At 60.4% G+C, this 22,201-nt stretch carries 23 protein-coding genes; 14 read left to right on the forward strand and 9 right to left on the reverse strand.

Annotated features, from left to right (window positions below; translation table 11 throughout):
• Positions 1–62: 62 nt before the first annotated feature.
• Entirely contained in the window at positions 63–257 is a 195-nt protein-coding gene (locus AC07VO_RS26590) for a hypothetical protein (protein WP_018930099.1), read from the forward strand.
• Positions 258–270: 13 nt separating this feature from the next.
• Here the strand turns inward: AC07VO_RS26590 and AC07VO_RS26595 are convergent, their stop codons facing one another.
• The gene (locus tag AC07VO_RS26595) at positions 271–624 is read right to left on the reverse strand and encodes a DUF1428 domain-containing protein (protein WP_018930098.1); all 354 of its coding nucleotides are present in this window, start codon (positions 622–624) and stop codon (positions 271–273) included.
• Positions 625–640: 16 nt separating this feature from the next.
• A complete protein-coding gene (locus AC07VO_RS26600) occupies positions 641–1,729 on the reverse strand; it encodes a hypothetical protein (RefSeq protein ID WP_086944876.1) in 1,089 nt (362 codons plus the stop codon).
• Between the two features lie 370 nt (positions 1,730–2,099).
• Between AC07VO_RS26600 and AC07VO_RS26605 the strand changes: the two genes are divergently transcribed.
• On the forward strand, positions 2,100–2,369 hold the full coding sequence (locus tag AC07VO_RS26605) for a hypothetical protein (RefSeq protein WP_064618498.1): 270 nt from the start codon (positions 2,100–2,102) through the stop codon (positions 2,367–2,369).
• Positions 2,370–2,387: 18 nt separating this feature from the next.
• On the opposite strand, the gene AC07VO_RS26610 is transcribed toward AC07VO_RS26605, so the two are convergent.
• The 4 genes from AC07VO_RS26610 to AC07VO_RS26625 form a co-directional block, all read right to left on the reverse strand.
• Positions 2,388–3,020, reverse strand: coding sequence for a Vgb family protein (locus AC07VO_RS26610; protein ID WP_064618500.1), 633 nt, complete (start codon positions 3,018–3,020; stop codon positions 2,388–2,390).
• Positions 3,021–3,070: 50 nt separating this feature from the next.
• Positions 3,071–4,291: a helix-turn-helix domain-containing protein gene (locus tag AC07VO_RS26615; protein ID WP_086944877.1), complete on the reverse strand. Its 1,221-nt coding sequence runs from the start codon at positions 4,289–4,291 to the stop codon at positions 3,071–3,073.
• 100 nt (positions 4,292–4,391) lie between these two features.
• Positions 4,392–5,561 carry a Gfo/Idh/MocA family protein gene (locus tag AC07VO_RS26620; protein WP_495007683.1) on the reverse strand — a complete coding sequence of 390 codons (1,170 nt, stop codon included), beginning with the start codon at positions 5,559–5,561 and terminating at the stop codon, positions 4,392–4,394.
• A gap of 25 nt (positions 5,562–5,586) precedes the next feature.
• Positions 5,587–6,510, reverse strand: a complete 924-nt coding sequence (locus AC07VO_RS26625; RefSeq protein ID WP_064618506.1) for a TIM barrel protein — start codon at positions 6,508–6,510, stop codon at positions 5,587–5,589.
• A gap of 138 nt (positions 6,511–6,648) precedes the next feature.
• Between AC07VO_RS26625 and AC07VO_RS26630 the strand changes: the two genes are divergently transcribed.
• The 12 genes from AC07VO_RS26630 (at position 6,649) to AC07VO_RS26685 (ending at position 18,651) form a co-directional block, all read left to right on the forward strand.
• Positions 6,649–7,722, forward strand: coding sequence for a LacI family DNA-binding transcriptional regulator (locus tag AC07VO_RS26630; protein WP_086944879.1), 1,074 nt, complete (start codon positions 6,649–6,651; stop codon positions 7,720–7,722).
• A 56-nt stretch (positions 7,723–7,778) separates the two neighbouring features.
• Positions 7,779–8,078 carry a hypothetical protein gene (locus AC07VO_RS26635; protein ID WP_064618510.1) on the forward strand — a complete coding sequence of 100 codons (300 nt, stop codon included), beginning with the start codon at positions 7,779–7,781 and terminating at the stop codon, positions 8,076–8,078.
• A 64-nt stretch (positions 8,079–8,142) separates the two neighbouring features.
• Positions 8,143–8,469 (forward strand): hypothetical protein, encoded by a 327-nt coding sequence (locus AC07VO_RS26640; RefSeq protein ID WP_064618512.1) that lies wholly within the window; start codon positions 8,143–8,145, stop codon positions 8,467–8,469.
• A 170-nt stretch (positions 8,470–8,639) separates the two neighbouring features.
• On the forward strand, positions 8,640–9,020 hold the full coding sequence (locus tag AC07VO_RS26645) for a RidA family protein (protein ID WP_019580252.1): 381 nt from the start codon (positions 8,640–8,642) through the stop codon (positions 9,018–9,020).
• Between the two features lie 228 nt (positions 9,021–9,248).
• Entirely contained in the window at positions 9,249–10,925 is a 1,677-nt protein-coding gene (locus AC07VO_RS26650) for an MFS transporter (RefSeq protein WP_086944880.1), read from the forward strand.
• Positions 10,926–11,378: 453 nt separating this feature from the next.
• A complete protein-coding gene (locus tag AC07VO_RS26655) occupies positions 11,379–11,768 on the forward strand; it encodes a DUF6124 family protein (protein ID WP_086944881.1) in 390 nt (129 codons plus the stop codon).
• 115 nt (positions 11,769–11,883) lie between these two features.
• Positions 11,884–13,257: a glutamine synthetase family protein gene (locus AC07VO_RS26660; RefSeq protein WP_086944882.1), complete on the forward strand. Its 1,374-nt coding sequence runs from the start codon at positions 11,884–11,886 to the stop codon at positions 13,255–13,257.
• 7 nt (positions 13,258–13,264) lie between these two features.
• Positions 13,265–14,656, forward strand: a complete 1,392-nt coding sequence (locus AC07VO_RS26665; RefSeq protein ID WP_086944883.1) for an aldehyde dehydrogenase family protein — start codon at positions 13,265–13,267, stop codon at positions 14,654–14,656.
• Between the two features lie 3 nt (positions 14,657–14,659).
• A complete protein-coding gene (locus tag AC07VO_RS26670) occupies positions 14,660–15,820 on the forward strand; it encodes an iron-containing alcohol dehydrogenase (RefSeq protein WP_086944884.1) in 1,161 nt (386 codons plus the stop codon).
• Between the two features lie 158 nt (positions 15,821–15,978).
• The gene (locus AC07VO_RS26675) at positions 15,979–16,194 is read left to right on the forward strand and encodes a hypothetical protein (RefSeq protein WP_018930080.1); all 216 of its coding nucleotides are present in this window, start codon (positions 15,979–15,981) and stop codon (positions 16,192–16,194) included.
• Positions 16,195–16,392: 198 nt separating this feature from the next.
• On the forward strand, positions 16,393–18,108 hold the full coding sequence (locus AC07VO_RS26680) for an amidase (protein ID WP_086944885.1): 1,716 nt from the start codon (positions 16,393–16,395) through the stop codon (positions 18,106–18,108).
• Positions 18,109–18,378: 270 nt separating this feature from the next.
• On the forward strand, positions 18,379–18,651 hold the full coding sequence (locus AC07VO_RS26685; protein ID WP_086944886.1) for a DUF2790 domain-containing protein: 273 nt from the start codon (positions 18,379–18,381) through the stop codon (positions 18,649–18,651).
• 52 nt (positions 18,652–18,703) lie between these two features.
• On the opposite strand, the gene AC07VO_RS26690 is transcribed toward AC07VO_RS26685, so the two are convergent.
• From AC07VO_RS26690 to AC07VO_RS26700, 3 genes are all read right to left on the reverse strand, one after another.
• Complete coding sequence (locus AC07VO_RS26690; RefSeq protein ID WP_086944887.1) at positions 18,704–19,648, reverse strand: LysR family transcriptional regulator; 945 nt, start codon at positions 19,646–19,648, stop codon at positions 18,704–18,706.
• A 66-nt stretch (positions 19,649–19,714) separates the two neighbouring features.
• Complete coding sequence (locus AC07VO_RS26695; protein ID WP_086944888.1) at positions 19,715–20,665, reverse strand: aldo/keto reductase; 951 nt, start codon at positions 20,663–20,665, stop codon at positions 19,715–19,717.
• A gap of 31 nt (positions 20,666–20,696) precedes the next feature.
• Positions 20,697–22,187, reverse strand: coding sequence for an efflux transporter outer membrane subunit (locus AC07VO_RS26700; RefSeq protein WP_086944889.1), 1,491 nt, complete (start codon positions 22,185–22,187; stop codon positions 20,697–20,699).
• Between the last annotated feature and the right edge of the window lie 14 nt (positions 22,188–22,201).

The raw sequence follows: 22,201 nt of genomic DNA on the forward strand, positions 1-22,201 counted from the left end.
ATTTCTGGCAGCTGCCGGCATGCGCGTTATAGTTGAAGCAACCGAATCGACGGGAGGACGCCATGCGTCAGGTCATCAGCAAAGAGCCATGGTGGGCCGTACCACCGAAGCCCGGCCAGGATGAGTCCGAGCTGGAGTGGGGCTGGCTGGTTCATTACAACGAAGGCGAGCCGCGCTTCGAGTTCATCAAGGAGCGGCCGTCGGACAGCGAGATTCGCAATCGCAAAAGCTGCAGGATCACCCCGACGCCGGAGTGATCCTGCCGCCTCTTCAGGCTTTGACGAGCATTTCGAAACCACCAAAAATCGCCCGCTGGCCGTCGAACGGCATCGGATTGACGTCCGGTTGCATCCGCGGATCGCTCATCAGTTTCGCCATGCCAGCGTCACGGGTAGCCTTGTCCGGCCAGACGATCCAGGAAAACACCACGGTCTCGTCTTCCTTGAGTTTGACCGCCATGGGAAACGACGTCACTTTGCCATCAGGCACGTCATCGCCCCAGCATTCAGCGAGGCTGAGCGCGCCGTTTTCCTTGAAAATCGCGGCGGCGGACTCCGCGTGTTTCTTGAACTTTTCGCGGTTGGCCTTGGGCACCGCTGCGACGAAGCCATCAACGTAAGCCATGATCATTCTCCTCGGGTTATGGGTTGATCTGCTGGGTAGTCGATCCAGCGTGGCTCCAATCGACAGTTCCCGCACCCAAGCCGACCGACGGTTCGACGGGCTGAGCAACAGGTTGTGCAACAGACTGGGCCAAGCCGCCTTCGATTTGCCCGGCCATGTACAGCGTTCCGGCCATGACACCGGTGGTGGGGTTTTGCACCAGCTTCAGCCACGCCTTGTCGAATGAGTCGCCCAGGCTGCTGCGGATCAGCGCCTCGCTATCGGGTCGGTCGTTGGCTTGAATAACCGCACGCACCCCCGCCACTCCCAGGGAAATCACCGCCCCGGCCAGTTTCCCCGCCGCTGCCGCCACGGCACCAGCCGCGCCTCGTGGGGCCATTTCGGCTTCCATTCGTTTGCTCGCGCGCTTGGCCACTGGCGTCATGCCGGCGTCCGTCGAGGCAATGCCCTTCTCACCGCCTGCCGTGTGGATCTTGTCGATCAACGCCGCGTAGGCCGGCAACTTAGTCAGCGGTTCACTGTGCACCACCTGATACAGCGACGCGTCACGGGCGGGCGGCGGTCCCAGCGAAATCGCCGGAATTTTCTGGATACGGTCGTTGAGCTGCGCCATCGGCACGCCATGACGCTGGGAGATGACCTGAAGTTGCTGGCCGAGAGCTTGCACGTAATACGCTGTCGCCTGCCCGAGGATCTCGTCGGGATCGATCTCCACCGCTACCGGGTCCAGCACTTTGTGGTGATATTGCTCCAACAGATAGGCCGCCAGGCGTTTGGCCGAGGCATCCTGCTCACCCCCGGCACTGAGGGTGTACCAGCTGACCTTCATCGACAGCCATTCCTGGGTCCAATAGCTGCTGAACCACGGAATGAAGACTTCTTCGGTCTGTTCGTAAACCCGCGTGCGCCAATGCTCCATGGATCCGCGGGCATAGACCCTGGCCTGTTCGGTGGCCTGCTGCGAAGCCGCGACAATTTCCTGGTCAACCTGCTGCCAGGTGCTCTGGGAAACCACTACCGGCGCCACGACTACCGGGGCACGCGCAGTCGTTACGCATCCCGCCAGTACCACCAACACAGCGACGATCAGCGAACGCAGGTTCAAGATCGCAGTGTCCTACAGTCTGCGTCGAACGGAGCGTTCGACGCGTAAAAGCATGTTGATTTGAGTATAGGTCGGGGCTGGGGGCCGTCCGTCAGGAAGTGTGGTAGCGCCCTCAAAAATACCTGCGCGAGCAGACCCGCAAGTCCATCGAGGAACGCCACCATCATCCACGTCGATATTCACCATCGCCGCGAATGCCTTCCGCAAAAAAAACGTCAGGTGCAGGATCAACTCATCGCCACTCAAACCCCGCATCGGAGGGGCAGACCATGTTGATCCACCTTCTGACCTGCCTGGCCCTGACGGCCATCACCCTGACCCTGTTTTCCCGCCTGGTGCTGGATATCGGTCAAACCGAGGAGCCGACATCATGATCTATTCCGTCAACCTCGCCGTGAGCTTTCCGGTGTTCGGCAGCAACTACTATTCGCAACAGGTCGTCTCTCGCAAAGCCGTCGCGCTGGTGTTCGACAAGCAATTCGAAACCTTGCTGATGCCGGCGGCCACCCACCACTTCAGTAACGAAGTGGTGGGGCTTAACGATCAGTTCCGCTTTTTGAATGATGTGCTGGTTGAGCATCTGCTGGAAATCGAGATGACTCAGCGTCCTTCACGCTCGGCGCAAGCGTTCACCTTCTGACAGGCTGGGTGCAGCCTGTCATTCTGGCCGGCGCACGGCTCTCACCTTCCCGCTGTTGCCGCCGCCACAGAAAAACCGGTCGTGGCCATCGAACTCAAGCCCCGACACGCCGACGCCAGCCGGCATCTGGACACTCTCCAGCACCTCGCCCGTGGCCGGATCGACTCGCCGCAGCTCGCTCTCGTCACCTTCCCAGGTGCCATGCCACAGATCACCCTCGACCCAGGTCACCCCGGTAACAAAGCGGTTGGATTCCAGGGTGCGCAGCACCGCTCCGGTCTGGGGGTCGACCTGATGGATCTTGCGCTCGCGATACTCACCGACCCAGAGCGTGCCTTCGGCCCACGCCAGCCCCGAGTCACCACCGCCACCGGGCGCGGGGATGGTGGAGAGCACGCGGCCGGTCTGCGGGTCGATCTTCTGGATGCGATCCTCGGCGATCTGAAACAGATGCTGGCCATCGAAGGCGGTGCCGGCATGGGCGGCGACATCGATCGATTTCAGGGTTTTGCCGCTGGCCGGGTCCAGGGCGTTGAGTTTATCGCCTGAGGCAAACCAGACACGCTGGCCGTCATGGGTGACGCCATGCACATGGTCGATGCCCGGAAAAGGCCCGTATTCGCGGATGATTTCAGCCGTTGAATGTTTCATGTCTTGCTCCTCGTTTACTGACTGCGCTCACTGGGGTAGTGAAGAGGATGCTAATCACTGGGCAGCAACGCCGTGAGTAACAATCCCGTCGCGAATCCAGGTACCGGCGGGAGCATCCAGCGACGAGCCCGACCGTGACCGAACGACTGCACCTTGCCGGTCGCCGCCAGCGTGTCGAGGGCTCGTTGCACGGTGCGCTGACTGGCGCCGAGCACCAACGCCAGGGCCGAACTCGACCACGACTCACCGTCGGCGAGAAAAGCGAGCAGCGTCGCATGCTGTTCTTCGACAGGCCGCGCCAGCACCACGACGTCAGGCGCAACCCGTGGCACCAGTGCAAACCCTCGTGGGGTCGCGATCACGTCGGCAATCAAGTGCAGCGCCCCGCGCAGCCGCCCGAGTTCGACGCGCAACCGTGCGCGATGGGACTCATCCGCGTGCTTCATCCGAAAGGCTCGCGCAATCAACGTTTCCCTCGGCACGTCGGCCGGCCACGCTTCGCCCAGCGCCCGGGCGAGCGCGAACAACACCGGACGCCGGGCGAGCGAAACCGACGCGCCTGCGTCGCGCACCACATACCGGCAAGCGTCCACCACCAGCGTGGGGGATGCCAATAACGCTTCAATCTCATCGAGCAGCAGCGGCTGTTCCTGCCCACCGATAATCAGCCGCGCCGCTGGTGTATCGAGAATATGCCTGGCGCTTTCGACCTCGGCGGTGAGTGCCGCAATGCCCGCGTGCTGCGCAGCATGCCCGGCCCGCTCAAGTGCCGCGCGCGCCGCTTTCGTTTGCAGACGACGCATGGCGATGCCCGCCAGAACCAGTTCGTAAGCAGCCCTCGACGCGGGCAGTAATGGCGTCGGGTCGAGTTCGGCGAGACGGCCCTCGGCCTCGTCGAGATGCCCGATCAGCAGCAGGCGGCGAATCTCGAGATAGCGCGCATGGGCGGCGTTGACCCAATCGCCGTGTGTCTGAAGCGTCGCCCGCGCGGCATCGAGCGCCTTCGCCGGCCAGTTAAGGTCACGGGAGGCGAGCGCGATCTCGGCCTCGGCAACAACACACCGCGCGCGGGCCAAGGCCTCCTTCGCACCGAACGCCCGCGCGGCACTTCGCACCAGCGCCTTCGCCCGCACAAGGTCACCCAGTTGCGCCATCGCGATGCCTCGAAGCGCGAGTGCAGGCGCGTCGTTGCGCAAGGCGATGCGGTTCAGCGCGCCGAGCGGATCACCCGCCGCGAGCGCACGCGCTGCTGCGGTGATCAGCGAATCCATGTGAATTGCGCCACGTGTGACCCCCACCGTCCGATGTCCGCTGATCAGTCTATCTCACGACTGCTCAGCCGCACGCCGATCCGCCAGGGGCACCCGTTACTCAGTAATCGACCCACACCCCACCCAGGTCCGCAGAATGGACGCAGCGCTCGACCCAGCGCACGCCTTCGACACCGGCATTGATGTCTGGATAACGCAGCGTTGCCAGTTGTTCATGATCACCACGGTTGGCGGCGTCCATGGCCAAGGCGAAACGGTAATAGAGGTTGGCCCAGGCATCGAACAGCCCTTCCGGGTGCCCGGCACCGATCCGGTCATCAAGCAACGCATGGGGATGCAGATAACCCATCCCGCGCTCCAGCACCTGGGCAGGTTTACCCTGGACTTCGAATGACAGCTGGTTCGGCCGCTCATCCCACCATTCAAGGCTGGCCCTGGAGCCGATCACCCGAATTTTCTGGCCATGCATGGATCCGGCGTTCACCGCGCTCGACCACACACTGCCCATGGCCCCGCCTTCGTATTCCATCAGTGTGTAGGCGTTGTCCTCGAGTGGTGCGCGGCTTTTGACAAAGCTCTGGCGTGTGCACAACAGCCGTTTGATCTTGAGCTCGGGCAGCATGACTTCCGACAGGTACAGCGGATGAGTGCCAACGTCTCCCAGCACATAACTGGGGCCAGCGAGGCGCGGATCGACCCGCCATTTGGTCGCCTCGCTCCGCGCCTCGACCGCCTCACAGTGGAAGCCATGGGCAAACTGCATGTGCACCATGCGCACCTCACCCAACTCACCCTGGGCGATCATTTCCCGCGCCTGCTCGATCAACTGGTGCCCGGCATAGCCGTAGGTCACCCCCACCACCCGGTTTCGCGACAACGCGATTTCGCGCAGGGTTTGCGCCTCCTCAAGGGTGAAGCACAGCGGCTTTTCACAGACCACATGCAGCCCCGCTTCCAGAGCGGCCTTGGTGATTTCAAAGTGAGTGCCATTGGGCGTCGCCACGGAAATGGCCTGGATGCCATCCGCCCGCCCGGCTTCGCCCTCAATCAGGCTGCGATAGTCGCCGTAGCAACGCTCGGGGTCGACCCCCAGTTGCACACCGAAGTCGCGACCGCGTTGCGGGTCCAGGTCGAAGGCACCGGCCACCAGTGCAAACGACTGGTCACGCAGGGCCGCCGAACGATGGATGTAGCCGATCTGACTGTCACGCCCGCCGCCCACCATCGCCCAGCGGATTGGTTGAGGAATTCGCTTGCTGCCATTGATCATCGAAAAGTCCTTCGCATGAGAGAAATCAGAAACCCGCCCGGGACAGGTAGTCACGGCTGGCAGCCACGTCGCGCAGGCTGCCATGGGCGTTACGTGGATCACGTTCTTGCTCGACCGTGATGTAACCCTGGTAACCGATCTCGGTGATCAGCTCGCGCAAGGCGCCGTAGTCGATGACACCCTGGCCGATCGGGCACATCACGCCTCTTGCGCACGCGGCGAAGAAGGTGATGTGTTCGCCCAGCACTTGATCGAACACGGCCTGATCGATGTCTTTGAAGTGCAGGTAATCCACGCGGTCCGCGTACTGGCGCAGGGTCTGCACCGGGTCCATACCGGCGTAGTACAGATGGCCGGTGTCCAGACACAGGCCAGCCACTTCGTAGGGGATGTCTTCGACCAGTCGGGCCAGCTCATCGGCGAACTCGATGTAGCCCCCGGCGTGCGGATGAATCACCGTGCGCACACCGAATTCCGTCCACGCCAACTCGGCGATGGCGCGGATATGGGCCATCATGCCCCGCCAGGCATCGGGCGCCAGGCGCGGCGCGCGGTCAGAGTGGCCAGCGGCGTAGTCACGCTCCTCATGCCCCCAATCGATGACCACCAGACACGGCATGGCGAAACGTTGCCCCGGCTCCAGGGGAATTGCCGGCAACTGCTTGAGCAATGCGCAGATATTACGGGTTTGATGCAGCAGGCTGGGCAGGTTGGCGGGATCGACCAGATTGTCGAACACCGTGCCGGCCACCACGTGCAGGCCGTGTTTGACCAGCACCGAGCCCACCGCATCGGCGTCCAGTGGCAGGTAACCGTATGGCCCCAATTCGATGCCGCGATACCCCGCTTGCGCCGCTTCGCCAAGAACCTGTTGCCACGCCGGCAGATGAGGATTGTTGACGTCGTCGACGCCCCAGCAACAAGGCGCGGTGGAGATGTGGAGGGTCATGTCAGGCTCCGATGATTATTGTTATGGGTAGCGATGTTTCGCTGGTAGAAATCCTAAGGTGGGCAGATGCACGGCTGCTATAGTCCCTGAGCGATACCTGTCAAAACCCGTCAAAAGTTTCAGATAGGCTTTCATTTCATGTCAGAAAATTCTTTGTCAGAAGCCGGCAACCCGCTCGGTCGCCGTTCAACCATGGAAGACGTGGCCCTGGCCGCCGGGGTGAGCCTGTCCACCGTGGACCGGGTGATGAATCTGCGGGCCAACGTGCGCGCCGATACCGCGCAACGCATTGCCGAGGCCGCCGCCCGACTGGGCTTCTACGGGCGTAATGTGATCGAACAACGAGTGCTGCAGCAGCGCCCGACCGTGCGCTTGGGGTTTCTGCTGCAAAAGCGTGGAGTGGCGTTTTATCAAGGGCTGGCCAAGGCCCTGGCCGAGGCGGCGACGGCCAGCGTGCGGGCCCAGGTTCGGGTGCTGATCCACTACATCGACGACTTGGCCCCGGCCGCCACCGCAGAACGCATTCTCAAGTTGCAGGGCGAAGTCGATGCCCTGGGCGTGGTGGCCGCCGACCATCCGGCTGTGCGCGAGGCCATGGCGCAATTGCGAGCGGCCGGTATTCCTGTGGTCGCACTGGTATCCGAGCTGAGCGCCTCGGCCGGCGCCGGTTATGTCGGCGTCGACAACCGTGCCATGGGCCGCACCGCCGGCTGGTTCATCAAGCACCTGGCAGCGCAACCGGGGCCAGTGGCCGTGATGGTCGGCACCCAGCGCTTTCAGTGCCAGGAACTGTGTGAAATGAGTTTTCGCTCCTTCCTGTCGGAACAACCCCAGGACTGGGAATTGCTGGCTACGCGCCTGACTCTGGAGGACGAGGAATTCGCCTATGCCGGCACGCTCGACCTGCTCACCAGCCAACCCGACTTGGTCGGCCTGTATGTGGCAGGTGGCGGTATCGAGGGGGTCATCAACGCCTTGCGCGAACTGAAAGCCCAGCACATCGCGCTACCCGTCGTGGTGTGTCACGACCTGACCCCCATCACCGGGACCGCCCTGCGTGACGGCATCGTTCAAGCCGTGCTGTCACATCCGGTCGAGGCACTGGCGCAAACGGCGGTCAGGGCCATGGTGAATGCCGCGATAGATCCAGCGTCGGACAGCGCAGCGAAGTTCATGCTTTCGTTGCAGATTGATGTGGCTGAAAGTGTTTAGTGGTCGGCAGCAGGCCTAGAACATTCCGAGGTGCTTTGTCAGGAGAAAAACAAAAAATGAGCATGACAAAAAACAGCATTATTTCGGCAATAAAAATTATTGTCATATTCACCACCCTGATAAGCGGATCGTATGCAGTTGTCATCCCGGCATTTGCACCCACCTATAAGACCTACTACATTCTAGTCATCGGAATCGCCACCTCAGCATTGCTTGGAGGTTTTATCGGCTATAAAGCCCTGGCAGATGAAATACGCCTCATCAAAATCGGCTTTGGTCTTTGCTATGCCACAGTCACAGCTATTTTTGTATTAGCACTTTCACTATTTATAATTTTAAACACTCGTGGAGCATGACTTGCAGCCATGCGCTATTTATCAGGCGACCGTGTTTATTGAAGCAATAAGATGAGCGTGCATCATGAGCGATCCAGATGAAATCGTTCGTACATTTGCCTTACAGAGAATTGCGAGCCTCTTCAACATTTCCGTGGACCTTCTTAATGAAGAAGACGTATTTGGGGAAGACTTGAAAGCCACCCGTTCTTCCGGTCTATTCACTAGAAATGAATATGATGCAATTGAAGGCGACATTCTTGATGTATGCGACAGAGAGACGTACAAGACCATAAGCTCTGGCAACCTGACCATTTACACCGTCGGCGATTATTGTGACCACATGGTTCGTTGTTATAAACGCAAGCCAAAAGACGTTATTGCGACATTGAAAATAACCTCGCTCAGCTGACTACGTTGGGCGGCTGCCATGCCGCGGGGAGCACCCGCCTGCTTGCCTTCCGAGCTTTCGAGCTGATTCACGAACGGTCCGACGACGAGGCTGTAAACTGGCCGCGCAAAAAAGGCGCTGCATCATTGAATACCCCGGCGCCCCTTCACCCCCACAAACAAGAGATCCCCATGGCAAACCACGACATCACGTTCCTCCCCGATCCCGACGCGGAATCCATCTCCTCCGACGTCGCCGGTTTCGGCGGCCTGCTGGTCTCCACTCAAATTCCTACCCGCGCCGACGGCAGCCTGGAGCTGGGCGACATCACCCTGCAAAGCGAGTGCACTCTGCAGGCGCTCAAGGTCGCGCTGGAGAACGCCGGCAGTTCCATGGACCGGGTGCTGCATCTGACCATCTACCTCACCGACATGGCCGACCGCGCCGCGTTCAACGAGGTCTACCAGCGCTTCTTCGCCAAGCCCTGGCCGGTTCGCGCCGCCGTTGGCGTGGCCGCGCTGGCGGTCGAAGGCATGCGTGTGGAAGTCACTGCGATGGCGGCCAAGGGCTAAATCCGCGAACGTGCCCGGTGGGAGTGGCCATCGCCGGGCACGTTGGCGAGTGGATATCTGCGCGAAGGTGATTATGCTTTAAGAAACCATGCAGCAATGCGAGGCCGTCTGCCTGTTCCTCTGCTTCGCGCAATTGGTAATCCGACGACATCAGCCCTAGGGCCTGGGTGCGGTAATAAAGTTGGTGAGGTACTCCGGCCTTCAACAAGAGCAAGACGGAGAAGACTCATGGCCACGATTGACACTACAGCCACGGGCAGCATGCCCAACCGAGGGATCACCAAGGAGGAACGCAAGGTCATTTTCGCCTCGTCCCTGGGCACGGTTTTCGAGTGGTACGACTTCTATCTTTACGGCTCCCTCGCGGCGATCATCGCCAAGCACTTCTTCGCGGGCGTCAATGAAACAACCTCCTTCATCTTTGCGCTGCTCGCGTTCGCCGCGGGTTTCGCCGTGCGGCCCTTCGGCGCCATCGTGTTCGGCCGACTGGGCGACATGATCGGGCGCAAGCACACATTCCTCATCACCATAGTGATCATGGGTGTCTCCACCGCTGTCGTGGGTTTTCTGCCCGGCTACGAGACCATCGGCGTGGCGGCGCCGGTCATCCTGATCAGCCTGCGCCTGATGCAAGGCCTGGCCCTGGGGGGTGAGTACGGCGGCGCGGCGACTTACGTGGCCGAGCATGCGCCCAAAGGCAAGCGCGGCTACTTCACTTCGTGGATCCAGACCACCGCGACCCTCGGCCTGTTTCTGTCGTTGCTGGTGATCCTCGCCTGCCGCACCCTCCTCGGCACCGAAGCCTTCGAGGCCTGGGGCTGGCGGATTCCCTTCCTGGTGTCGATCCTGCTGCTGATCGTCTCGGTCTACATTCGCTTGCAACTCGCCGAGTCGCCGGTGTTCAAGAAGATGAAAGAAGAAGGCAAGTCTTCCAAGGCACCGCTGACCGAATCCTTCGCCCGCTGGGACAACCTCAAGATAGTGATCATGGCCTTGCTCGGCGGCACGGCTGGCCAGGCCGTCGTCTGGTACACCGGGCAGTTCTATGCGCTGTTCTTCCTGCTGCAGACGCTGAAGATTGACCCGCAAACCGCCAACTTTTTGATTGCCGGCTCGCTGCTGATCGGCACGCCGTTCTTCATCCTGTTCGGCAGCCTGTCCGACCGCATCGGCCGCAAGGGCATCATCATGGCCGGGTGCATCCTCGCCGCCGTGACCTACTTCCCGATCTTCCATGCGTTGACCGAGTTCGGTAACCCCGACGTGTTTGCCGCGCAGGCGAAGAATCCGGTCACGGTGGTCGCCGATCCCGGCCAGTGCTCGTTCCAGTTCGACCCGGTGGGCAAGGCCAAATTCACCAGTTCCTGTGACCTCGCCAAGACTGTGCTGGCGAAGAAGGCCATCCCCTACAAAAACGAGAAAGCCGCGCCTGGCGCCGTCGCGCAGGTGCGCATCGGTGACAAGGTCATCCCGAGTTTCGAAGGCACCGGCATGCCGGCCGCTGACTTCAAGACCCACAATGATGCCTTCGTCGCCACCCTCGGCACCGCCCTCAAGGACGCCGGCTACCCCGAGAAGGCCGACCCGGCCAAGACCAACTACCCGATGGTGTTGCTGCTCCTGACCATCCTGGTGATCTACGTGACCATGGTCTACGGCCCGATCGCTGCCTGGCTGGTGGAGCTCTTCCCGGCGCGCATCCGCTACACCTCGATGTCGCTGCCCTACCACATCGGCAATGGCTGGTTCGGCGGCTTCCTGCCCACGGTAGCGTTCGCCATGGTCGCGGCCACGGGTGATATCTACTACGGGCTGTGGTACCCGATCGTGATCGCGGTGATGACGTCCATCCTTGGTACTTTCTTCCTGCCGGAAACCAAGGATCGGGAGATTCATCACACATAAGCGTTCAGTATCGAGCAGCGATAGATTTGCACCCCACGCAATAAAAACGCCCCGTCAGTCTGTTCCTGACGGGGCGAATCACCACATACACCCACGGTGTTTAAGCTGCGTGTTTAAAGACACCCGGTGTTACTTCATCAAGGCTACAACGCCTTGCGTCGCTGCCTACGCCTGCGCCAGAATCCGCCGGCTTGTGCGCTTTGGGCTCGGGTTTTATCGTTTCCCGGTCACTGAAAAACAGTGATCGGGTTTGGTAGCCCGGTATTTCCAGGCGCATAGCGCCACCTTTTACAGAGGTTGTTTTTCATCTCTGTTTTTATGGTGGCCATGCGTAGGGCTCCTTCGGGCGCGCCGGGTTCCTAGACCGGTCTACCAACCTGTGCATGGCCGCCACCCTTCGTTTGGTAGCAAAGGGTGATGGCTCCTCAAATAGTTTTTCCAGGAGTTTCATCCATGTTCAAACCTACACCCAATCCGCCTGCCACAGACCCGACATCCCCCTACGAATCCCTCGATTCAAAAAAACTCCACGAAGCCGCCGAGCGCGCCCTCGACCACTACCTCAACCCCGCCGCCCAAATCATGGCCACCACCCACGAACCCGAGCCCATGTACTTCGCCAACCCGAAGTACAACACCGAAGCCCTGCTGGCCAACGCCAGCGAAACACTCGGCTCGGCCACCCTCATGCTCAACAATTTCGCAGCGTTGCTGGAGACCTCACATCGCAAGACCCTGCTGGGCATTGCGCAAGTGGTCATGCTCGGTGAACTGGCGGTGAACCAGGCACTGGATCCACCAGCCTCCGCTCACCGAAACTTGCGCACAGCAACTGTAGGCTAAGCTTTCAACAGCTTATTGCTCACGATGCTCGCGTCTGCAGGTTTGGGTTTTTTCTGGAGAGCGTCTGCAACAGCTATTTCAGACAGGTCCAGATCATTCACGCAGGACTGACGCGATGACCGAGCCCCTTCTCAGTTTCGAAGCACTTAAACGCGCCGCTGCCGCCGGCGAGATCGATACCGTGCTGGTGTGCATGGTCGATATGCAGGGGCGACTGGTCGGCAAGCGCTTCCAGGTCGAATTTTTCATCGACAGCGGCCACGAAGAAACCCACTGCTGCAATTACCTGCTGGCCGACGACATCGACATGGAGCCGGTGCCGGGTTACGCCGCTGCCAGTTGGAGCAAAGGCTATGGCGACTTTGTGCTCAAACCCGACATGTCCACGTTACGGCGTGTGCCGTGGCTGGAATGCACGGCGCTGGTGCTCTGCGATGTGCTCGATCATCACCATAGAAAAGACCTGCCCCACAGCCCGCGAGCGATCCTGACAAAACAGGTCGAGCGCCTGCGCGAGCGTGGCTATACCGGCATGTTCGCCTCTGAGCTGGAGTTCTATCTGTTCGATGAGAGCTATGAGGCGATCCACGAGCGCAATTACCACCAGCCGAAGACCGCCGGCCATTACATCGAGGACTACAACATCCTGCAGACCACCCGTGAGGAACCGGTGTTGCGGGCGATTCGCAAGCACCTGCAGGCATCCGGTATTCCCGTGGAAAACTCCAAGGGCGAATGGGGGCCGGGGCAGGAAGAAATCAACATCCGTTATGCCGATGCCATGACCATGGCCGACCACCACGTCATCATCAAGCACGCCTGCAAAGAGATCGCGCAACTGCAAGGCAAGGCGATCACGTTCATGGCCAAGTGGCGCTATGACGCGGCCGGTTCCAGCAGCCACATCCACAATTCGCTGTGGGACAAGAACGGCAAAAAGTCACTGTTCTTCGACTCCAAGGCCGAGTTCGGCATGTCGAAGTTGATGCGCTCGTGGGTCGCCGGGCAGCTCAAATACGCCAATGACGTCACCTGTTTTCTCGCGCCCTACATCAATTCGTACAAGCGCTTTCAGGCCGGCACCTTCGCGCCGACGCGGGCGGTCTGGAGCCGGGACAATCGCACCGCCGGCTTTCGTTTGTGCGCTGAGGGCAGCAAATCCATCCGCATCGAATGCCGCATCGGCGGTGCCGACCTCAACCCCTATCTGGCCTTCGCCGCGTTGATCGCCGCAGGCCTGGCCGGGATCGACGAGAAGCTCGAACTCGCGGCACCGTTCGAGGGCGATGCCTATGTCGATGAGCATTTGCCTGAAGTGTCGAAAACCCTGCGCGAGGCCTGCGCCGCCCTCAAGGCGTCGAGCATGTTGCGCGAGGCGTTCGGTGATGAAGTGATCGACCACTACGTGCACACCGCCGACTGGGAACAGAAAGAGTACGACCGACGGATAACCGACTGGGAACTGCAGCGCGGCTTCGAGCGCTATTGAGCACGCCATGACTGAGACCGTTCAACTTATCTCCCCGGTCGATGGCCGGGTCTATGCCGAACGCCGCCGTGCCGATGCGGTACAGATCGAGCAAGCCCTGACGGCGGCCGAAACCGCCCAGGCGCAATGGAAACGCCGACCTCTGAGCGAGCGTGCCGCGTTTTGCAGCGCTGCCGTGGACGCGATGCTGGCGATGAAGGATGAGATCGTGCCGGAATTGGCCTGGCAGATGGGCCGCCCGATACGCTTCGGCGCTGGCGAACTGCGCGGTTTCGAAGAACGTGCCCGGCATATGATCGCCATTGCGCCTGAAGCGTTGGCAGCGATAGAGCCCACGCCTGTCGCGGGTTTTCGGCGCTATATCAAACGCGAGCCGCTGGGTACGGTGCTGGTCGTCGCGCCGTGGAATTATCCGTATTTGACGGCGGTGAATACGATCATCCCGGCGCTGATGGCGGGCAACAGCGTGATCCTCAAACACGCCACTCAAACGCTGCTGGTCGGGGAGCGTTTCGCTGAAGCCTTTCGCCGCGCCCATCTGCCCGAAGGCCTGTTCCATAACCTGCTGCTCAGTCATGTCTATGCGGCGGCGATCATTACCTCCGGACGGGTGCAGCAGGTGAACTTCACCGGTTCTGTCAGCGGCGGCGAGGCCATGGAACACGCGGCCGTCGGAGGTTTCCTCGGCGTGGGGCTGGAGCTTGGCGGCAAAGACCCGGCCTACGTCCGGGCAGACGCCAACCTTGAGCATGCGGTGGAAAACCTGGTGGACGGCAGCTTCTTCAACTCCGGGCAGAGCTGCTGCGCCGTCGAACGGATTTATGTCGATGAAAAAATCTACCCGGCCTTTGTCGAACGCTTCGCTGCCCTGACCCGCCAATACGTGCTGGGCAACCCGCTGGACGAAGCCACCACCCTCGGGCCAATGGTCACACCGGGCGCCGCTGAGTTCGTTCGCAAGCAGATCGCCGATGCCCAGGCACAAGGGGCCAGGGCGCTGATCGATCCAAAGGACTTCGCTGCCGGCCCGCCGGGCAGCGCCTACCTCGCGCCGCAGGTGTTGGTGGACGTCACTCATCAAATGGCGGTGATGCGCGAGGAAAGCTTCGGCCCGGTGGTGGGCATCATGCCGGTGGCCAGCGACGACGAAGCCATCGCCTTGATGAACGACAGCGAGTTCGGGCTCAGCGCCTCGATCTGGACGCAAGACCTGGCCGCCGCCGAACGCATCGGCAACGAGATCGCCACCGGTACCGTGTTCATGAATCGCTGCGATTACCTGGACCCGGCCCTGGCCTGGACCGGGGTGAAGAACAGCGGGCGCGGCGTAACGCTGTCGCGCCTGGGCTATGAGCACCTGACCCGAGCCAAATCCTTCCACTTGCGCCACGAGATTTGAGCCATGAGCCTGACCGCGAACTGGAACTACCCCACGAGCATCCGCTTCGGTGTCGGCCGTATCGCCGAACTGGCGGAAGTATGCCGCAGCCAAGGTATCCAGCGACCGTTGCTGGTCACCGACAGCGGCCTGGCACGTGCCCCGATCACCACGGCGGCGCTGGAATCCTTGCGCGCCGCCGGCCTCGGTGTCGCGTTGTTCTGCGACCTCAAGCCCAACCCCGTTGAAGCCAACCTGGCCGGTGGGCTCGACGCCTGGCGTGCCGGCAACCATGACGGCGTGGTGGCGTTCGGCGGTGGCAGCGGCCTGGACATGGGCAAGCTCATCGCGTTCATGAGCGGCCAGACCCGACCGGTGTGGGATTTCGAAGACATCGGCGACTACTGGACACGCGCCGACGAAAGCCGCATCGCCCCAGTCATCGCGGTGCCAACCACCGCGGGCACCGGCTCCGAGGTCGGCCGTGCGGCGGTGATCATCGACGAGCACACGCACACCAAACGCATCATTTTCCACCCGAAGATGATGCCGAAGGTGGTCATCAGCGACCCCGCCCTTACCGTCGGCATGCCGGCCAAGGTCACCGCCGGCACCGGCATGGACGCGTTTTCCCATTGCCTGGAATCGTACTGCGCTCCCGGCTTTCATCCCATGGCCGAAGGCATTGCGGTGGAAGGCATGCGCCTGGTGGCCAATGCCCTGGTGCGGGCAGTGCACACGCCTTCCGACCTCGACGCGCGCGCGCAAATGCTGGCGGCGGCGGCGATGGGCGCCACCGCGTTCCAGAAAGGTCTGGGAGGAATGCACGCCCTCTCGCATCCGGTGGGCGCCCTGTACGACACCCATCACGGCATGACCAATGCCACGTTCATGCCCTATGTGCTGAAGTTCAATCGCCCGGCCATTGAGGAGCGCATCACCCGTCTGGCGGCGTATCTGCGCCTGCCCTCCCCGGGCTTCGACAGTTTTATGGCCTTCGTCCTCAAACTGCGCAAGGACATCGGCGTGCCGCATACGCTGGTGGAGCTGGGGGTGGATGATCAGCAGGCCGACCTGATCGCGGATATGGCGATTGTCGACCCCTGCGCTGGCGGTAATCCGCTGCCATTGACACGAAATGGCGCGGCAGAAATTTTCGAAGCGGCTTACCACGGCCGTCTTTAGAGCTCAGCAATCTGCCTTTTTGGGTACACATCACACTTATGTGATTTTGATATCAGCGCCATCAAGCTTCTGGTATCCATTGGGCTGGCATACCGGAAAAATCTCGAACTCAGACCGTATCGCTGAATCCAATGTGTAGGCCAACGGAGGTAAGCGAAATGAACAATGATGACCGTGTCAACGACGTCGAATCAGAAACAACCTCGAACACCCCACCCACCGATCCGTCTGATGAACCCATCGATGTGGTCGACACAGAGCTTGAGGACAGCAACGTTGAAGATGCCACTGCGACTCGAACCCAGAAGCAGGAAGCTGAAGAGCGCAGCCGAAAAATAGCCGAGATCGAACGCAAGGTGGCGGATGGCAATTAGAAAAAAACACGCGCCTCATCAGGTTCAGGGCACAGGCGAATGACAGAGGGCAATGAGTTCTCCGATACTGTCGCGCAAATGCAGTGCAATGAGAACCGAAATGAAAACCCATTGTGAAATAAGTGATGTCCCTGAGCCGAAAACCCGGCGTAACAGCAACCTTCACCACGCTACCCGTCTGCAGCAGGCGGTAACAGCATGATCGAGGTCACCGAGGTTTCCATTGCCGAGCTGCGTGCCGCGCTCGAATCCGGCCGGACCACGGCGGTTGAGCTTGTGCAGGCCTATCTCGCCCGGATCGACGCCTACGATGGCGCTGACACGCCCACCGCCCTCAACGCGGTGGTGGTGCGCAACCCCGATGCGCTCAAAGACGCGCAGGCGTCCGATGCCCGTCGGGCCAAGGGCGAAACGCTAGGCCCGCTCGACGGTATCCCCTACACGGCCAAGGACAGTTATCTGGTGAAGGGGCTGACCGCCGCCTCTGGAAGTCCCGCCTTCGCCAACCTGATCGCTTATCGCGATGCGTTCACCATCGAACGGCTTCGCGCCGCCGGGGCGATATGCCTGGGCAAGACCAATATGCCGCCAATGGCCAACGGCGGGATGCAGCGCGGGGTGTATGGCCGTGCCGAGAGTCCGTACAACGCCGACTACCTCACCGCCCCTTTCGCTTCGGGCTCTTCGAACGGCGCCGGTACCGCAACCGCCGCCAGTTTCTCGGCATTTGGCTTGGCGGAAGAAACCTGGTCGAGCGGACGTGGCCCTGCCTCGAACAATGGCCTGTGCGCCTATACGCCTTCGCGTGGGGTGATCTCGGTGCGCGGCAACTGGCCGTTGACGCCGACGATGGACGTGGTCGTGCCGTTCGCCCGGACGATGGCGGACCTGCTCGAGGTGCTCGATGTGGTGGTGGCCGATGATCCCGACACACGCGGTGATCTATGGCGGATGCAACCTTGGGTGCCAATTCCGAGTGTCGCTTCGGTGCGCCCCGCTTCCTACGGATCGCTGGCCGCGAAAAGCGATGCGCTGAAAGGAAAGCGCTTCGGCGTGCCTCGTATGTACATCAACGCCGATCCCGACGCGGGCACCAGCGATGCGCCTGGCATCGGTGGGCCGACGGGCCAGCGCATCAACACCCGCCCTTCCGTGATCGGGCTCTGGGAGCAGGCGCGCAAGGCACTCGAAGCGGCCGGCGCTGAAGTGCTCGAGGTCGATTTCCCGCTGGTTTCCAATTGCGAGGGTGATCGTCCTGGGGCGCCAACGGTGTTTAACCGGGGCCTGGTGTCCAAAGAGTTCCTGCACCATGAGTTGTGGGATCTGACGGCCTGGGCGTTCGATGATTTTCTGCGAGCCAACGGCGATCCAAAACTCAATCGCCTGGTCGACGTGAACGGGCCGCTGATTTTCCCCCACGACCCGGGGACGCTGCCCAACCGCGAGGGCGATCTTGCCGCGGGCATGGACGAGTACGTGCGGATGGCCGAACGCGGTATTACGCCGTGGGATCAGATCGACACGCTGCCGGATGGATTGCGCGGGCTGGAACAGACCCGTCGAATCGATCTGGAGGAATGGATGGATCGGCTGGGGCTCGACGCGGTGATTTTCCCGACGGTAGCCGACGTTGGGCCGGCGAATGCCGATGTCGATCCGGCGTCTGCCGATATCGCGTGGAGTAACGGGGTATGGGTTGCCAACGGCAATCTCGCCATCCGCCACCTGGGCGTTCCCACGGTCACGGTGCCGATGGGCGTCATGCCGGACATCGGCATGCCCGTCGGGCTGACATTTGCCGGTCGCGCCTATGACGACTCGACGCTGCTTCGCCTGGCTTCGGCGTTCGAGTCGACGGGGACGAAACGCTTGATCCCACCGCGCACCCCGCCCTTGTCGGGTAGCCAAAAATAGAAAGATCGCAGGTTCCTGCAGAGGTTGAGTACCCTCGTACCCATGCCCTGTAGGAGCCTGCGATCTTTCGGCCATTCATGCGAAAACCGGCAACAGTGTTTGTCCAGTCGGCCGCTATTTGAAAGACGTTCAGACACCTAACATCGTCTCTACCCAGTGAGCCAATAGCGTCAGTATCCATTAGCTCACGAGGTAGTCACTCGAAAATCCGAGATGAGTTTTACGATCATCTCGGCCCCCGAGTAAACCTTGGACGATACGGTGAAGATAATGAAAACTTTAAAAATTGCGGTTCTTCTGGCACTTGCCGGTATAGGCGCACACGCCTTTGCAGACGATGGCCATTCAATTAACGCGACCAGCAAAACACCTGTTGAGATCTACACGTACGAAACGAAGCTCGACATTAAGAAAGTCATTTACCTCTCAGAGATTCCGGACGAGTGCAAACCGGTTCCGGTGCAAATGACCTATGAAGACTCTCACAATCAACGGCATATCATGCAATATCAAGTGATGGGCACTGGATGTTCAAACGGTTGAGTACCGTGCGGACGATGGAGGGTCGACACTCCATGCCTGTGGTGCAACCCACTCAATAACTGATATTTTTTCCCGAACCTACGATTTTTTCATCGGATGCCAACATGCCCGGGATGTGATGTTTAAGAAACTCCACCCAAGTCTTTGTCTTCGCATCCACGAATTTTCGTGATGGGTAGATTGCAAATAGATTCAACTCTTCAAGCCGATACTCCGGCAACACGCGCACTAACGTGCCGGCCCTGAGACCATTGACCGCAGAAGCAATCGGCTGAATACCGATGCCCATCCCGTTTGTTATCGCAACGGTCATTCCATCAGCCGTATTGATGTGAAAGGGAGACAATGGGACGTTGATTGACTCCACGCCTTCAGGCCCCTCAAATGCCCAGTGTTCAACCGGCATTACCGTATTAACAATCCTCAAACAATCATGTGTACCAAGAGAACCCGGAGAGTCCGGGATTCCGCGTTTCTTCAGATAAGCAGGCGAAGCGCAGAGAATGCTGTAAGTGATGCCAAGCCGCTGAGCGACAAACCCTGAATCGGGCAGATCCCGCGCTAAAACAATCGACATGTCATACCCTTCCTCAAGCAAGTCAGGTAGCCGATTGGACAGCGTCAAATCAAACATGACCGAGGGATGAGTCTCTCTGTATTTGGCAATGGTATCGATCACATAGTGATTACCGATGGCTGACATGGCATGAATTTTCAGCCTGCCCACGGGCCGGGTGTGAGCGCTCCCGGCTTCCTCATCGGCTTCACGTACCTCGTCAAGAATCCTCTCGCATCGTTGCAAATAGCGCGCACCGGCTTCGGTCAGCGCCAGGCGTCGGGTGGTGCGGTTAATCAGACGGGTTTGAAGCCTGGTCTCGAGGCTGGAAACGGCTTTGGAGACGTTGGTTGTCGTGGTGTCCAATAGCTCGGCTGCCGCGGTAAAACTGCCGCTCTGGGCAACAGCCATGAAAAACCGCATGGTTTGGAAAACGTCCATCGTTTTCACCTCAAGGCCGTGGATAACAGGGGCGGCCTTACAGCAGGCCGCCCTCCTCGTCACGTGTCACTTTTTCCGTGGAATAAATCCAGGCACACCGGTTTCCACGACCGAGTTGAATCGTACCCTGATCGTAATATCTTCCTTGATCTCAAGCATCGCCCTATGCGGCAGGGTGGAGATATCCAGGTTTTCCTTGATATGACTTGGTGTAGCGGACGTGGTCAAAAAAGCAACGCCCCGTTGTACAGACCAGGCCAATGCCACTTGAGCCGGAGTCTTCTGCAAGCGCTTGGCGATCCCTGTAATCACCGAATCTTCCAACACTTTCGGCTCCATGCCATGGCCCAGTGGCGCGAACGCCAGGAGGACGATTCCATGCTGTTTGCAGAACTCAAGCAGTTCCCATTCCGGCAGATAAGGGTGGGACTCGACCTGCACCACGGCAGGTTTGATCCGGGCCACTGCCACAATCTCTTTTAACGCTTCCAACGTGATATCAGACAAGCCGATGGACTTGCAGCGGCCTTCATCCACCAGGCGTTCGAGTGCTCTCCAGGTCTCGATCAGTGTCACGCCGGAGTCGTAGATGACGCGACCCTGTTCGTCTCTCGGGTCCTGATTCTCACCGGGTTGAAAGGCAAACGGCGTATGGATCAGGTAGCAGTCGATAGAGTCCACTTGGAGGCGGCGGCAGCTGGCCTCGAAGGCAGGTTTGACTCGCTCGGGACGATGGTTGGTGTTCCACAGTTTAGTGGTAATGAACACGTCCTCCCGGCGGATCTTGCCCGCCTCCAGCATCTCTTTTATCGCAGCGCCGACACTCTCCTCATTGCGATAGCGCTCTGCACAATCGAAATGGCGAAAGCCCGCTTCCAAGGCGTCCTTGACCGCTTGTGTGGTGACGCTGAGATCACTGAACAGCGTGCCAAACCCAACGGCCGGCATTTCACCTGAGCCGTGGTTCAGCGCAAACCGGGTATCGCGAAGTGCATCGTGAAAAGCTTCGTAAGACATCTCTTGACTCCAATGTTCGGGGCCGTAGCCGTTATTGATACGAAGGGTTATGTGCTTCGCGACTGGCAATCCGTTGCTCAAACGCGCCGACGGAATTACCGCCGAGGGCTACATACAGTTGCACCGTGTCGAGATACTGCGCGGTCTTCACCCGAATTTGCCCCAGCAACGCTTGCTCGTAGGCACGTTCCGCTTCCAGTACCTGGAGAATGCTGTTCTCGCCTTGCGCATAGGCTTGCTGGTTCAACCGAAAACTGGTTTCTGCAGCGCGTAACGCGTCTTCCTGCGCCAGGTTTTGCTCGCTGTCATGGTTGATCGCCTGCAACGAGTCCGCGACCTGACCGAACGACTGAATGACCGTCTGCTGATAACCGGCGAGCGTCGCCTTGTAACCGTCGACGGCAGCCTGACGTTCAGCCTTGAGCGTTCCGCCGTCAAAGATCGGCCCCGCCAACCCTGCAGCCAAACCCCAGAGCGCGGCACCACCATTGCCGGAAGCGGCCTGTACCAACGAGGCGGACAGCGTTACATGGGGATAGAGGTTCGCAGTCGCGACACCGACTGCCGCGCTGGCCATGTGCAGTTCCGCCTCTGCTTGCAGGACGTCCGGTCGGCCGTGGGCCATTTCCGAGGGCACACTCACTGGCACGTTGGCCGGCAATACGAACTCGGCAAAATCGAAGTCCGGCGCGATCCAGTCGCCAGGGCCCTTGCCGGTGAGAATCGACAGCGCATGGCGCGCGGCATCACGCTGCTGGGCGAGGGGCGGCAACAGTGTGCGGTCCTGGGCGAGCCGGGTCTCGGCCAGCGAAACGTCGATCTGCGTGGTGACGCCGCTGGCATGTGCCCTGCGCACCAGGTCGAGGTTCTTGGCGTCATTGGCAAGCAGCTTTTCGACGGCTGCCATCTGCGCGTTGGCAGACGCCACCAACAATGCCTGGCTGGCGACATTCCCCGTCAGGGTCAGGTACGCCGCTTCGTATCGATGCTTCTGAAGATCGGCAAACGCTTGCTGCTGCTCGACCCGCCGCTTGTTACCGCCGAACGCATCAAGGTCGAAACCGACCCGCGGCCCGATCGCGTAGAAATTGGAGATCGAAGGCTCTTTCGCGTTGTGTACCCGCTGACGACCCGCCTGGGCGCCAAAGTCGACCTGCGGATAAAGCGCACCCTCCGCCGCCGCGACGGACGACGCCGCTTGCCGGATCGTTGCATCCGCCGCCACGAGCTCAAGATTGCCCTCGATGGCGCGACGCACAACCTGGTCGAGCTTGTGCGAATGGAAGGCCGTCCACCAGTCTCCGTTGACCTTCTGGCCAAGGTTTATGTGTTGCCCGCCAGGCTGGTTGCCGCCCTGGCCGAGACGCTGCTCGGCCTGTTGGTCGTAGTGCTGCGACAGGCTCGGCGGCTGCATTTGATAGTCGGGGCCGACGGTGCAAGCCGTCAGGAACGCAAGAACCGACACCGCACCGAACGTGGTGTTGAACGTCTGTCTGTTGATGAAGCGTGCATTGGATTTCATTGGGCAAACTCCAC

This window comes from Pseudomonas sp. GW821-FHT03E01 (assembly GCF_059420765.1).

Excerpts from the sequence above, each read along its gene's own strand:
- AC07VO_RS26590 (WP_018930099.1), top strand. The coding sequence starts at position 63 with ATGCGTCAGGTCATCAGCAAAGAGCCATGGTGGGCCGTACCACCGAAG.
- AC07VO_RS26680 (WP_086944885.1), top strand. The coding sequence starts at position 16,393 with ATGATCGAGGTCACCGAGGTTTCCATTGCCGAGCTGCGTGCCGCGCTC.
- AC07VO_RS26605 (WP_064618498.1), top strand. The coding sequence starts at position 2,100 with ATGATCTATTCCGTCAACCTCGCCGTGAGCTTTCCGGTGTTCGGCAGC.
- AC07VO_RS26630 (WP_086944879.1), top strand. The coding sequence starts at position 6,649 with ATGTCAGAAAATTCTTTGTCAGAAGCCGGCAACCCGCTCGGTCGCCGT.
- AC07VO_RS26650 (WP_086944880.1), top strand. The coding sequence starts at position 9,249 with ATGGCCACGATTGACACTACAGCCACGGGCAGCATGCCCAACCGAGGG.
- AC07VO_RS26670 (WP_086944884.1), top strand. The coding sequence starts at position 14,660 with ATGAGCCTGACCGCGAACTGGAACTACCCCACGAGCATCCGCTTCGGT.
- AC07VO_RS26685 (WP_086944886.1), top strand. The coding sequence starts at position 18,379 with ATGAAAACTTTAAAAATTGCGGTTCTTCTGGCACTTGCCGGTATAGGC.
- AC07VO_RS26690 (WP_086944887.1), bottom strand. The coding sequence starts at position 19,648 with ATGGACGTTTTCCAAACCATGCGGTTTTTCATGGCTGTTGCCCAGAGC.
- AC07VO_RS26610 (WP_064618500.1), bottom strand. The coding sequence starts at position 3,020 with ATGAAACATTCAACGGCTGAAATCATCCGCGAATACGGGCCTTTTCCG.
- AC07VO_RS26620 (WP_495007683.1), bottom strand. The coding sequence starts at position 5,561 with ATGATCAATGGCAGCAAGCGAATTCCTCAACCAATCCGCTGGGCGATG.
- AC07VO_RS26595 (WP_018930098.1), bottom strand. The coding sequence starts at position 624 with ATGGCTTACGTTGATGGCTTCGTCGCAGCGGTGCCCAAGGCCAACCGC.
- AC07VO_RS26695 (WP_086944888.1), bottom strand. The coding sequence starts at position 20,665 with ATGTCTTACGAAGCTTTTCACGATGCACTTCGCGATACCCGGTTTGCG.
- AC07VO_RS26625 (WP_064618506.1), bottom strand. The coding sequence starts at position 6,510 with ATGACCCTCCACATCTCCACCGCGCCTTGTTGCTGGGGCGTCGACGAC.
- AC07VO_RS26655 (WP_086944881.1), top strand. The coding sequence starts at position 11,379 with ATGTTCAAACCTACACCCAATCCGCCTGCCACAGACCCGACATCCCCC.
- AC07VO_RS26700 (WP_086944889.1), bottom strand. The coding sequence starts at position 22,187 with ATGAAATCCAATGCACGCTTCATCAACAGACAGACGTTCAACACCACG.
- AC07VO_RS26660 (WP_086944882.1), top strand. The coding sequence starts at position 11,884 with ATGACCGAGCCCCTTCTCAGTTTCGAAGCACTTAAACGCGCCGCTGCC.
- AC07VO_RS26675 (WP_018930080.1), top strand. The coding sequence starts at position 15,979 with ATGAACAATGATGACCGTGTCAACGACGTCGAATCAGAAACAACCTCG.
- AC07VO_RS26665 (WP_086944883.1), top strand. The coding sequence starts at position 13,265 with ATGACTGAGACCGTTCAACTTATCTCCCCGGTCGATGGCCGGGTCTAT.
- AC07VO_RS26615 (WP_086944877.1), bottom strand. The coding sequence starts at position 4,291 with ATGGATTCGCTGATCACCGCAGCAGCGCGTGCGCTCGCGGCGGGTGAT.
- AC07VO_RS26645 (WP_019580252.1), top strand. The coding sequence starts at position 8,640 with ATGGCAAACCACGACATCACGTTCCTCCCCGATCCCGACGCGGAATCC.
- AC07VO_RS26635 (WP_064618510.1), top strand. The coding sequence starts at position 7,779 with ATGAGCATGACAAAAAACAGCATTATTTCGGCAATAAAAATTATTGTC.
- AC07VO_RS26640 (WP_064618512.1), top strand. The coding sequence starts at position 8,143 with ATGAGCGATCCAGATGAAATCGTTCGTACATTTGCCTTACAGAGAATT.